Origin of the sequence: Glaciihabitans tibetensis (assembly GCF_003003265.1) — a bacterium.
Classification (GTDB): Bacteria; Actinomycetota; Actinomycetes; order Actinomycetales; family Microbacteriaceae; genus Glaciihabitans; species Glaciihabitans tibetensis.
In genome coordinates this window covers 394280-405516 of sequence record NZ_PVTL01000003.1, presented here as the reverse complement: position 1 = coordinate 405516, position 11237 = coordinate 394280, and the positions used below count along the sequence as shown (strand labels likewise).

12 protein-coding genes are annotated in these 11237 nt (G+C 67.2%); 3 read left to right on the top strand and 9 right to left on the bottom strand.

Features of this window, described 5'->3' with window-relative positions; translation table 11 throughout:
• Positions 1-94 precede the first annotated feature (94 nt).
• Positions 95-1213, bottom strand: coding sequence for a GTP 3',8-cyclase MoaA (gene moaA, locus B0I08_RS07930; protein ID WP_106211519.1), 1119 nt, complete (start codon positions 1211-1213; stop codon positions 95-97).
• A gap of 175 nt (positions 1214-1388) precedes the next feature.
• Here moaA and B0I08_RS07925 point away from each other — a divergent pair, with 175 nt between their 5' ends.
• Complete coding sequence (locus B0I08_RS07925; protein ID WP_245884692.1) at positions 1389-2600, top strand: molybdopterin molybdotransferase MoeA; 1212 nt, start codon at positions 1389-1391, stop codon at positions 2598-2600.
• Between the two features lie 51 nt (positions 2601-2651).
• Positions 2652-2924 (top strand): DUF6457 domain-containing protein, encoded by a 273-nt coding sequence (locus B0I08_RS07920; RefSeq protein ID WP_106211515.1) that lies wholly within the window; start codon positions 2652-2654, stop codon positions 2922-2924.
• Between the two features lie 39 nt (positions 2925-2963).
• On the opposite strand, the gene B0I08_RS07915 is transcribed toward B0I08_RS07920, so the two are convergent.
• From B0I08_RS07915 to B0I08_RS07880, 8 genes are all read right to left on the bottom strand, one after another.
• Positions 2964-4172, bottom strand: coding sequence for an acetyl-CoA C-acetyltransferase (locus B0I08_RS07915; RefSeq protein WP_106211513.1), 1209 nt, complete (start codon positions 4170-4172; stop codon positions 2964-2966).
• Positions 4169-4795: a CoA transferase subunit B gene (locus B0I08_RS07910; RefSeq protein ID WP_106211511.1), complete on the bottom strand. Its 627-nt coding sequence runs from the start codon at positions 4793-4795 to the stop codon at positions 4169-4171. The genes B0I08_RS07915 and B0I08_RS07910 overlap by 4 nt, the downstream gene beginning before the upstream one ends.
• Positions 4796-5590: a CoA transferase subunit A gene (locus B0I08_RS07905; RefSeq protein ID WP_106211509.1), complete on the bottom strand. Its 795-nt coding sequence runs from the start codon at positions 5588-5590 to the stop codon at positions 4796-4798.
• Entirely contained in the window at positions 5590-6717 is a 1128-nt protein-coding gene (gene pcaDC / locus B0I08_RS07900) for a bifunctional 3-oxoadipate enol-lactonase/4-carboxymuconolactone decarboxylase PcaDC (RefSeq protein ID WP_245884689.1), read from the bottom strand. Before pcaDC ends, B0I08_RS07905 begins: the two co-directional genes overlap by 1 nt.
• Positions 6714-8096 carry a lyase family protein gene (locus B0I08_RS07895; protein WP_106211507.1) on the bottom strand — a complete coding sequence of 461 codons (1383 nt, stop codon included), beginning with the start codon at positions 8094-8096 and terminating at the stop codon, positions 6714-6716. The genes pcaDC and B0I08_RS07895 overlap by 4 nt, the downstream gene beginning before the upstream one ends.
• Entirely contained in the window at positions 8093-8629 is a 537-nt protein-coding gene (gene pcaG, locus B0I08_RS07890) for a protocatechuate 3,4-dioxygenase subunit alpha (protein WP_106211505.1), read from the bottom strand. The genes B0I08_RS07895 and pcaG overlap by 4 nt, the downstream gene beginning before the upstream one ends.
• Positions 8622-9389 (bottom strand): protocatechuate 3,4-dioxygenase subunit beta, encoded by a 768-nt coding sequence (gene pcaH / locus B0I08_RS07885; RefSeq protein WP_106211503.1) that lies wholly within the window; start codon positions 9387-9389, stop codon positions 8622-8624. Before pcaH ends, pcaG begins: the two co-directional genes overlap by 8 nt.
• A 149-nt stretch (positions 9390-9538) precedes the next feature.
• A complete protein-coding gene (locus tag B0I08_RS07880; protein WP_106211501.1) occupies positions 9539-10306 on the bottom strand; it encodes an IclR family transcriptional regulator in 768 nt (255 codons plus the stop codon).
• Between the two features lie 173 nt (positions 10307-10479).
• Between B0I08_RS07880 and B0I08_RS07875 the strand changes: the two genes are divergently transcribed.
• Positions 10480-11235: an IclR family transcriptional regulator gene (locus B0I08_RS07875; protein ID WP_245884687.1), complete on the top strand. Its 756-nt coding sequence runs from the start codon at positions 10480-10482 to the stop codon at positions 11233-11235.
• Positions 11236-11237 lie beyond the last annotated feature (2 nt).

Below are 11237 nucleotides of genomic sequence, written 5' to 3'. Positions count from 1 at the left end.
CAGGATGAGCCTCGGTGAGAACGCTCTCACCGAGGGTACCGCCAGATCTGGCGGTACCCGACATCCACTCCATCTGGCGGCAATCGCGGGCGGGCTATCCCCCGATGTACGACATCTCGATGCGCTTCTTGCCGTTGAGGCGCAGCTCGCGCGTCGTGGAACTGCGCAACTCGGAGTAACGGTCGGTGCGATCGCGCCAGATGTGCGCCATCACGGTCGCCAGCTGGTCGTCGGTGCACCCGTTGCGCATCAATTCGCGGAGGTCGTGGCCGTCCGTCGCGAACAGGCAGGTGAATAGCTTGCCGTCGGTCGACACGCGCGCGCGCGAGCAGGAGTGGCAGAACGACTGGGTGACGCTGGAGATCACCCCGATCTCACCCGCCCCGTCTGCGTAGAGCCAGCGTTGCGACGTCTCGCCGTTGTAGGTGGGTGCCACCGGCTCGAGCGGAAACCGCTCGCTGATGCGCGCGACGATCTCGGCCGAGGGAACAACGGCGGCCATGTCCCAACCGTTGCTCATGCCGACATCCATAAATTCGATAAAGCGCAGCACGAACGGCGTGCCCCTGAAGTGTTCGGCCATCGCCACGACGTCGTGGTCGTTCTGGCCGCGCTTGACCACCATGTTGATCTTGACCGGTCCGAGTCCCGCGTCGTGCGCCACGTCGAGCCCCTGCAAGACCCGGGCGACGGGAAAGTTGACGTCGTTCATCGTGCGGAAGGTGGCGTCGTCGAGGGAATCGAGGGACACGGTCACCCGCCGCAGACCCGCCTCTTTGAGCGCCTGGGCCTTGATCGCCAGCGCGGAGCCGTTGGTGGTCAGCGCGATGTCGATCTGCCGCCCGTCGGGGGTGCGGAGGGCGGCGAGCATGCCGACGAGTTCCTCGAGCCCCTTGCGCAGCAGTGGCTCCCCGCCGGTGAGCCGGATTTTCTCGACACCGTGGGCGATGGAAATGCGGGCGAGGCGGGTGATTTCCTCGAAGGAGAGCATTTCGCTTCGCTCCATAAAGGCGAAGTCCTTGCCGAACACCTCTTTGGGCATGCAGTACACGCAGCGGAAGTTGCACCGGTCGGTCACGGAGATGCGCAGGTCGTGGAACGCTCGATTGCGGCTGTCCGTGAGCACTCCGGTCGGGGCGATGACATCAGCCGGAACATCCGCCATACCGCGGTAGAAACCGGGGGCGGTGTCGAGGGATTCGGCACTGGTCATCCTTCGACACTAACCCTCGCACGCGTGTCGCGCCTGTTTGCGGTGTCTTCTGGGCACGACGGAGCTGCACCGGGCGCGGGTAGTCTGAGCGCATGTCTGAGCGCATGAACCGGGACCCCGCGGGATGACACGAGACGACGACTGCGCGCCGTCAGCCCGGGTGTACTCACGAACTGTGGCGGAACACCTGGCCATCGTGTTGGACGCGGTGCCGGTGCTCGGTGCGGAGCGACGCTCGCTCGATGCCGCCCGCGGGCTCGTTGCGGCCGAGGACGTGCGCTCGGCCACGGCCACTCCCCCGTTCGACAACTCCGCGATGGACGGGTACGCCGTTCACAGCGCTGACCTCCGTGGCGTGAGCGAATCTGCTCCGGTCGCCTTGGTCGTCGTCGCAGACCTGCCGGCGGGCAGCGCGGACAACCCGACCATTGACTTCGGCCAGGCCGCCCGGATCATGACCGGCGCGCCCATTCCGGACGGCATCGACGCTGTCGTGCCGATCGAGCACACCGACGAGGGCACCGCGACCGTGCTGGTGTTTCGCCCTCCGCGGGCCGGAGCGCACCTGCGGCGCGCGGGAGAGGATGCCGCCGCCGGTGACCGGGTGGTCAGCGCGGGGTCGGTGATGTGGCCCACCCGGCTGGCCGCCGCGGCCAGCGCGGGAGCCGACGCGATTCTGGTCCATCCTGCTCCGCGAGTGGCGGTGATCTCGACAGGGAGCGAACTCGTTGCCCCGGGGCATCCGCTGCGCCGCGGCCAGATTCCGGACTCGAATTCGTTCCTGTTGTCTGCCGCCGTGACCGAAGCGGGCGGGGTCGCCACCCGCATTGGTGCCGTGCCCGATGACCCGGATGCGCTTCGCGAGGTGCTCGCCCGCATCGCCCCCACGGTCGATGCAATGGTGCTCTCCGGCGGCGTCAGCGTCGGAGCGTTCGACGTCGTCAAGGCGGTGCTTGCTCCGCTGGACACGATGTTCTTCGGCCCGATTCTTATGCAGCCGGGCAAGCCGCAGGGATTCGGGCGGCTTCCGCAGGGCCCCGTGGTGTTCGCCCTGCCGGGCAATCCGGTGAGCGCTTATGTTTCGTTCGAGGCGTTTGTGCGGCCCGCGTTGTTGCGCATGGCCGGGCACACCTCTCTGCACCGCAGGACCATCACCGCGGTGGCGGACGACGCGTGGACCTGCCCTGCGGGACGGATGCAGTACATGCCGGTTGTGGTGGAGGGTGAACCAGGTCGGGAGCGGGTGAAGCGGGCAACCTCGGGCGGATCCAGCTCCCATCTGATCGCAGGTCTTGGCCGTTCAACCGGACTCGCGGTCATCCCAGAGCAGCTCGATCGGGTGGAGGCGGGCGACCGGCTAACGGTGATGGTCACCACCTCGCCGTGACCGATGCCACGTGAAATGATGCTGGCAGGTTGACGAACGTTAGGACATCGCATGAGTGCTGAAGCATTACCCCCCGAGGCCCTCGATGAGTGGGTGAAGGCCCTCGCAGCCCGGCTCGGGCTCGATCCGTCCGAAGTGCCGATCGGGGTGCTGCTCGATGTGACGCGGGATGTCGCGCACAACGTCACCCGCCCCGCTGGCCCGTTGAGTACCTACCTCATCGGCATGGCCGCGGCTCGAAGCGGAGGTACCGCCGCCGACGCAGAACGCGCTTCCGCCATCGCCACCGAACTCGCGCTGGGATGGACCGGCGGCACGCCGTAGGAGGTGTCGTCGGAGGTGGTGTCGTCGGAGGTGCAGACCCTACGGGCGCTCGAACACTGCGGCCAATCCTTGTCCGCCGCCGATACACATCGTTTCGAGAAGATAGCGGCCGCTCGTGCGGTGCAGGTGCCGGCTCGCGGTCACCAAGACACGCGCGCCCGTCGCGCCCACCGGATGTCCGAGCGAGATCCCTGACCCCAACGGGTTGACCCGTTCCCAGTCCGATTCCGTGAGCGCCCATTCTCGGCCGACCGCCAGAACCTGGGCGGCGAAAGCCTCATTGAGTTCGATGATGTCGAGATCCGCGAAGGATATCCCCGCGCGTTTGAGTGCGACGGCGGTCGCGGGGATCGGCCCCAACCCCATGTGCGAGGGCAGTACACCCGACCGGGCCCACCCGATCAGGCGGACGAGGGGCTTTAGGCCAAGCCGCTTCGCCATGTCTGGCGTGGTGACCACCATCGCGGCCGCCGCATCATTTTGGCCGCTGGCATTGCCCGCGGTCACGGTCGAATCCGGGTCCTTCGCGGCGAGGATCGGGGGCAGCGCGGCGAGCGCCTCCAGCGTGGAGTTCCGCGGAGTTTCGTCGCGGTCGACAAGCGAGGCGCCCTTTTTCCCGCGAACTGTCACCGGCACGATCTCTTCGTCGAACAAGCCCGCGCTCACTGCGGCGAGCGCGCGCTCGTGCGACCTCAGTGCGAGTTCGTCCTGCTCGCGGCGCGGAATCGCGTAGTCACGGCGAAGGTTCTCGGCCGTTTCGAGCATGCCGTCCGGGACGGGATAGTTTTGTCCCCCGGCGGTCTCGCGGCCCCGCCCCAGGGCGTCGAAGAGACGAAGGCCCGCGGTTCCGCCGATCCCGAAGCGCGCGCTCGTGGAGTAGATCGGCGCCTGACTCATGGAGTCGACACCACCGGCAATCACCACGTCACTGATCGACGTCTGCACCTGCATGGCAGCGTCGAGAATGGCCTGCAGTCCAGATCCGCAACGCCGATCGAGTTGCACTCCTCCGACCGTTACCGGGAGTCCCGCATCGAGTGCGGCGACGCGCGCCACGGGCGGTGCCTCGGCTGTCGGATATGCCTGCCCGAAGATGACATCGTCGACCACGTCGCCGTCAATGCCCGATCGGCTGACAAGCTCGGCGATCACGGTGGCGGCCAACTCCGCAGGGGTGACATCCCGAAGGGCTCCGCCGAGTCGCCCGATCGGAGTACGCAGGGGTTCACAGATGACGACCTCTCTCACCGGAGCACCGCCCCCGTCGCTGCGCGCACGTCATCCTCGGAGACCCCTGGGGCCACTTCCACGAGCACCAGGCCGTCCCGCGTCACATCGATGACGGCAAGGTCGGTGATGATGCGGTCGACAACCTGCTTCCCCGTGAGCGGCAGGGTGCAGTTCTCGACGATCTTGTACTCCCCCGTTTTCGTTACGTGTTCCATCAGCACGACGATCCTCTTGGCCCCATGAACCAGGTCCATCGCACCTCCCATGCCCTTGATGAGTTTGCCCGGCACCGCCCAATTTGCGATGTCACCGCGGGTGGACACCTGCATCGCGCCAAGTACGGCCACATCCAGAACCCCGCCCCGGATCATCCCGAAGCTCTGGGCGGAGTCGAAAAAGGCGGCGCCGGGCAACACCGTCACGGTCTCTTTGCCCGCGTTGATGAGCTTCGGGTCTTGTTCGCCCTCCCATGGATAGGGTCCGACGCCGAGAATGCCGTTTTCGGAGTGCAGGATGACCGTGATGTCGGAGGGGATGTGGTTGGGGATCAGCGTGGGCAGCCCGATCCCGAGGTTGACGTAGCTGCCGTCGGGCAATTCCTGGGCTGCGCGCGCGGCCATCTCATCTCTACTGAGAGCCATTCAGCGCTCCTCCTGTGCAACGGGGTTGCGTGGTCTGGTTGTGACCATCTCGATGGGCAGGTCGGCGGCGTCATCGGCGTCGAGCTGCACGATGCGATTGACATAGATACCGGCGAGGTGAACGTCGTCGGGGTCGATCATGCCGGGCTCTACGAGCTCGTCGACTTCTGCGATGGTGATGCGGCCAGCCATCCCCGCGACCGGGTTGAAGTTGCGGGCGGACTTTTCGAAAACCAGGTTGCCGTGTCGATCACCCCGGGCCGCCCGCACGAGGGCGTAGTCCGTCACAATCGCTTCCTCCAGCACGTACTTTTTTTCGGCACCGAGCGAACCGAACTTTCTGGTCTCTTTAGGCGGGGACGCAATCCTCACCGACCCGTCCGCGTTATACCGCCACGGGAGCCCCCCTTCGGAGACCATCGTTCCCACCCCGCTCGCGGTGAAGAACGCGGGGATACCGGCGCCGCCCGCCCGCATCCGTTCGGCCAGTGTGCCCTGCGGGGTGAGTTCAACCTCAAGCGCACCGCTCAGGTACTTGCGGGCGAAGTCCTTGTTCTGCCCGATGTAGCTAGCTGTGACGCGACTGATGCGCCCCTCGCTGAGAAGCTCGCCGAGGCCCCACCCATCGAGTCCGCAATTGTTCGACACCACGTGGAGATCAGTGGTTCCCTGCCGCAGCAGGGCCCGGATGAGCACGATCGGAACACCCACGAGCCCGAATCCCCCGACAGCGATTGAGGCGCCATCGGGGATGTCCGCGACGGCCGCTGCCGGGTCGGCAAAGCTCTTGTCCATCAGGATTCCTGTTCTGCGAAGACGCGTTTTGCAACATCGAACGCCGAGTTCGCGGCCGGAACCCCCGCGTAGATGGCGGTGTGCATGATCGCCTCACTGATCTCGGCAGGATCGAGGCCATTGGTGAGGGCCGCGCGCACGTGCATCGCGAGCTCGTTGTGGTGGCCCCCGGTGATCAACGCGGCGAGGGTGAGCAGGCTGCGCTCCCGGCGCGGCAACCCGGGCCGCGCCCAGATCTCTCCCCAGGCGTAGCGGGTGATGAAGCGCTGGAAGTCGGCGGATTCCGGGGTGACGCTGGCGAGGGCCCCGTCGACGTGCGCATCGCCGAGCACCTCACGGCGAACACGCATTCCCGCGATCCGCGACCGGATCAGTGCGGCAACCGTCGCGGGTTGTTCCGCCGCGGGGAGGTGCCCGACACCATCGATAAGCGTATATCGCGCGCCCGGGATGGCGGCGGCGATTTCTTCGAGTTGGGTGGGCGGGGTGGCGTGGTCGAACTCCCCCGCCACGCACAGGGTCGGAACCCCGACTTCGCCGAGGGAATCCCGCAGGTCGAAGTCGGCCAGCGCCTCACAGCACAGCGCATAAGACTCATCGTCGACGTCGACCAGCTGGCTAAGCGACCGGGCGACCAGACCGGGGGCCCTGTCCACGAATCCCGGCGCATACCAGCGCTCGGTGCTGAGCGTGACCAGCGAGGCCGTACCACTCAGCCGACTCCTCGCCGCGCGTTCAGCCCAGCTCTCGGCGGTGCCGAACCTGGCGGAGGAACAGATCGCGATGAGGCTGTCCAGCCGGTCGCCGTGGCGAATGGCCAGTTCGAGCCCTATCGCGCCGCCCGCAGAGATTCCGGCGTAAGTGAACGTGCCTCCCCCGATGGAATCGACGAGCTCGATCACGGCGTCCGCGAGCTCGGCGAAGGTGAACGGTTGGACGGTCGCGGGGCTCGCTCCGTGGCCGGGAAGGTCAAATCGCAGCACCCGAACGTCTGCGGACAGGTCTGACGCGACCGAATCCCACAGCGCCGTCGTTGTACCGAGCGACGGCCCGAGCACGACGAGCTCGGCATGGGAGCTGTGGGACCGCACGGCCGTAATGGTGCCCACCAACAGCGGCCCGGTCACGATGGTGCCGATCGTGCCGATCGTGCCGCTCGTGCCGGGTCCACCGCGCGAAACGCCTCCACAACACGATCGATTGCGGCGAGTGCGTAGTCCCCGGAGCCGGCGCCGACGTAGCCGCGCCCATGAGAAGGGAGCAGTGCGGCGAGCGCGCTGTCGTCCGGTTGACCCGATGCCTCTTCGACCCGCGCGAACGCTGCCCGCCGCCCCATAGACGCCGCGAGCACGGTCGCGATTCGTTCGCTCTCGATTCGACCGCCGGTGAGTTCGAGGTTCGCCGACATCCGTTTCTCATCGACGACGAGGTGACTGACCAGCGCGGCCGCCGCGGACGCACTGGCGACTGCGGTGCGCTCAAGATCGCGAAGCGGAAGCCACTCGGCATGCCACGCACCCATGGGGCGCTGGTCCTCAGAGAGGGCGGATGCGTAGAGCGACCCGAGAAGGTGGGGAGACCGGCGCGCGGCTGCGCTGATGAGGACGGCTGCAACGGGGTTATTTTTGTGGGGCATGGCGGATGATCCGCCCTCCCCCGACCCCGTGCCCGACCTCCCCTCCGCCAGTTCCGCGATCTCCGTGCGCGCCAGTACGCCGACGTCGATAGCGATGACTCCGATCGCCGCCATAGCACCGGCGAGCGCCGATGCCATCGCCAGCACAGGGGCTCGGGTGGTGTGCCAGGAGATGGGCGGCAGCCGAAGCCCCAGGCGGGCGGCGAACGCGGCAGCGATCGACGGTGCGGTTCCACCGCGGGCGGAAGTCCACTGTTCGAGTGCGTCGAGGGTGCCGACGGAACCGCCGTATTGCAGGGGCAGCATGTGATTCGTCCGGTCGAGCGCGGTGATGGCACCGGTCACCCCGTCCAGCCACCCCGCAACGACGAAGCCGAAGGTGGTAGGCGAAGCATGCTGGCCAAGAGTCCGCCCGGCCATAGGCGTGGCCCGGTGCGTCTGCGCGAGTGCTGCAAGCGCGGCGCCCACCTGCCGCAGCTGGGCGAGAACCTCCTCGCACACGGCTCGCGCCGTCAGCATGGCCGCGGTGTCGAGGATGTCCTGACTGGTGGCACCGACATGGAGGTAGTCGGATGCACCGTCTCGAAGCTGTTCCGCGACCGCCGAGAGGTGCCGTAGGAGCGGGATCACCGGATTGCCCCCACCGCGCGACTCCTCGGCGAGCTTCTCGAGGTCCAGCCCCGCGGACCCCGCATCCGCGAGACCCGCGCACACCTCCCGCATCCATTCCGGAGCAAGTCCCGCATCGACCAGCGCACCCGTCAGGGCCACCTCGGTCTCGACCATCGCAGACACAAACGCGGCATCGCTCGTGAGTTCCCGCGCGCGCGTGCCCTGCGCGAGCGGGTCCAGCAATCCGGCGTCGATCACGAATACTCCAGGAACACTGTCTCGCCGTCACCCTGCAGACGAACATCGAAACGGAACGACCGGTCTCCGTCCGGCATAGCGAGGAGGGTCGAGCGACGGGACGGCGGCAGCGACGCCAACAGGCTGTCAGAGGCGCCGCCGCCCGTGCCGTCATCGAAGTACGCCCGCGTAAACAGGTGGTGGCTGAGTCCCCGCGCGAACACCGCGACGGTGACGAACCCGGTGCCGGGTCGCACAGTCGTGAACGCGTACTCGCCGCCGAGGTTCGTCGCCGCCCTGCCGAAGCCCGTGAACGCGAACTCGTTGCGGAGCAGGCTGCCCCGCTCCCGACTGACCAGCCCCGCGGCATCCGTCTGCCAGATTTCGAGGAGAGCATCGGGTACCGGGGCTTGCCCGCCATCGAACACCGTGCCGTGCAGACGAATGGCGCCGGGATAGTGCCCGGGCACCACCTGCGCCGACCCGTCGTACTCGAGCCCGAAATGGAAAAACGGCCCCACCGTCTGGGACGGCGTCTGCACGCGGTCACCCATCAGCGTGCTCCGGCTCAAGCCAGGTGGAACGCGGGCCCGTCAGCACGATGTCCCACCGGTATCCGAGCGACACGTCGGGCACGCTGGTGTCGTGGTCGTAGGTTCCGATGAGCCGTGCGCGGGCGGCCGGATCCACGATGGACTGGTAGATCGGGTCGAGCGCAAACAGCGGGTCACCCGGAAAGTACATCTGCGTCACCAGCCGCTGTGTGAACTGCGACCCGAACAGCGAAAAGTGAACGTGCGCCGGGCGCCACGCATTGGTGTGGTTCTTCCACGGGTAGGGGCCGGGCTTGATCGTGCGGAACCGGTAGGACCCGTCCTCACCGGTGATGACCCGGCCAACTCCCGTGAAGTTCGGGTCGAGTGGGGCCGGGTGCTGGTCGCGTTTGTGCACGTAGCGTCCCGCCGAATTCGCCTGCCACAGCTCGATGAGCTGGCCGCGCACCGGACGCCCGTCGCCGTCGACGACCCGTCCCGTCACGGTGATGCGCTCGCCCAGCGGCTCGCCGCGGTGCGCGATCGTGAGGTCCGACTCGAGAGGGCTCACGTCCCAATGCCCGAACGCCGGTGAGTATCTTTCGACCTCTTCCGGGTCGACTTTGACCAAATTCTGGGTGGGATGCCGCAGCGCCGAGCTTCGGTACGGCGGGTAATCGCGGCGCGGGTGCACCTCGGGTGACTGCCCGCCTTGTACTCGCGCCGCGGCATCCGTCTCGATCCGGCGTATCTCCTCCGTGATCACCTGCTGGGTCGCCATCTCAGGCACCCCGGGCACGCATTGCGGCCGCGGCGGATAGCTCGGCTGCGAACACGATGGCCTCCTAGCTCCGACGACAGGTGTGATCCCAGTGTGACGGCAGGTTTTCCACCCGGGGAGGAGTGTTCCACTCAGTGGACGCGATTCGCTCATTGCCCCCGCGACAGGGCCGACATCGCGCTGAGTCTGCCAAGGTGAAGCGCCGCCATGTGCACGGCCGGCCCAACGCGCTGGGGATCGAACCGCCCGATGCGACCCGAGACAGACAGTGCGGCGACCGCACGAGAATCGAACGTCAGGATCGGGCTCGCCGCTCCCGCGACCCCGGGGCCCGCCTCGGCCGTCGAATACGCCAATCCGGTGCGACGAATCGACTCCAGCTCGCGCAGAAGCGCCCGCGAGTTCGTGATGGTGCCCGGCTGGTAAGCCACGAAGCCGCGCTCGATGACCCGCTCGACAACAGCGGGCTCAGAAAACGCGAGCAGCGCCTTGCCCGCTCCCGTGGCGTACGCCGGGAGCCTGCCGCCCACGCGGGACAGGAGCGCGGAGGAATCACGCCCCGGCAGGATGCCGATGTACACCACGTCCGTGCCCTCGAGCACCGAGAGGTGAACGGTCTGCATGGTGGCGCTGCGCAGGTCGGCCATCGTGGGCAACGCGAGCGAGCGCAGTTCGTTCGGCTGTCCCGCACGCTTGCCCAGCTCGAATAGCTTGAGGCCGACGCAGACCTGGTGGCCCTCCCGCGCGAGGTACCCGTGGCGCACCAAGCTCGAGACGAGGCGCGAGGTGGTGGATTTCGGCAGACCCGCGCGCCGGGCGATCTCGTTGACGCCCATCCGCGGGTGGGTCGCCGAGAAGGCGCCCAGCACGGCGGTCATGCGCTCGATGATGGTGACGGCAGGGGTCGGCTCCGACATGTGCACGTCACCGCCTTTGGCTTTCGTGGATGCCGCAGCCGCCCCTCCCGGACGCCACTATCCATATTGTGGATACACCATCTACAATATGAGTACAGCATGGCCCGAACCGTCTGCGCCGTCAACGCCGCGGGCAAGGTTTCGCCGTAAATTGCTGGCGAAGGGAAGCGGTCGTGGGCGCAGTCAAGGTCGACATGGTGAGCAAGGCCCTGTCACTCCTCGTACTGCTGGGTGACTCGGCGCAGGGAGCGTCGGCCACAGAGCTGGCGGGGCAGGCGGAGCTACCGTTCAGCACCGCTCATCGCCTGCTGCAGTCGCTCGCCGGTCAGGGATTCGTGGCGTTCGATCCCGTGTCGAAACGGTACACGCTGGGCATTCGCGTGTTCCAGCTCGGCCAACGGGTATCGAACGCAAACGGACTGACGGGGTCGGCTCTACCCGCCCTGCGCTCGCTCACCGCCCACACCCGCGAAGCCAGCATCATGGGAATTCTCGACGGCGACCACGTTCTGACGGTGAGCAAGGTCGATGGTCCGCAGGCCTTCCGGGTGACAAGTGACCCCGGAACCCACAGTCCCCTGCATGCGACCGCACTCGGAAAGGTGCTCGTCGCCTTTTCAGACAGGACGGACGCACTTGTCGAGGATCTCGAGCTGTATGCCCGCACGGAGAAGACAATCTCCGACCGGTCGGTGTTCCGGCGCGAGATCGCCCGGGTGCGCGAGCAAGGCTATGGCACCATGCGGGAGGAAAACGAGGTGGGAATGCACGCCCTCGCGGCGCCGGTGTTTTCGGCGGGCGACCAGCTGGTTGCCGCGGTCGCCATTGCGGCGCCGGTGTTCAGGTTGCCGTTCAAGGACCTCCTCGCGCACCTCCCGGCGTTGAAAACCGCAGCGGCGGAGCTGTCTGCCCGCCTGCCTGCTCCGTGAGC

Bases quoted from the DNA above. Each gene is read 5' to 3' on its own strand.
- moaA (WP_106211519.1), bottom strand. From the start codon at position 1,213: ATGACCAGTGCCGAATCCCTCGACACCGCCCCCGGTTTCTACCGCGGT.
- B0I08_RS07920 (WP_106211515.1), top strand. From the start codon at position 2,652: ATGAGTGCTGAAGCATTACCCCCCGAGGCCCTCGATGAGTGGGTGAAG.
- B0I08_RS07910 (WP_106211511.1), bottom strand. From the start codon at position 4,795: ATGGCTCTCAGTAGAGATGAGATGGCCGCGCGCGCAGCCCAGGAATTG.
- B0I08_RS07905 (WP_106211509.1), bottom strand. From the start codon at position 5,590: ATGGACAAGAGCTTTGCCGACCCGGCAGCGGCCGTCGCGGACATCCCC.
- pcaG (WP_106211505.1), bottom strand. From the start codon at position 8,629: ATGGGTGACCGCGTGCAGACGCCGTCCCAGACGGTGGGGCCGTTTTTC.
- pcaH (WP_106211503.1), bottom strand. From the start codon at position 9,389: ATGGCGACCCAGCAGGTGATCACGGAGGAGATACGCCGGATCGAGACG.
- B0I08_RS07880 (WP_106211501.1), bottom strand. From the start codon at position 10,306: ATGTCGGAGCCGACCCCTGCCGTCACCATCATCGAGCGCATGACCGCC.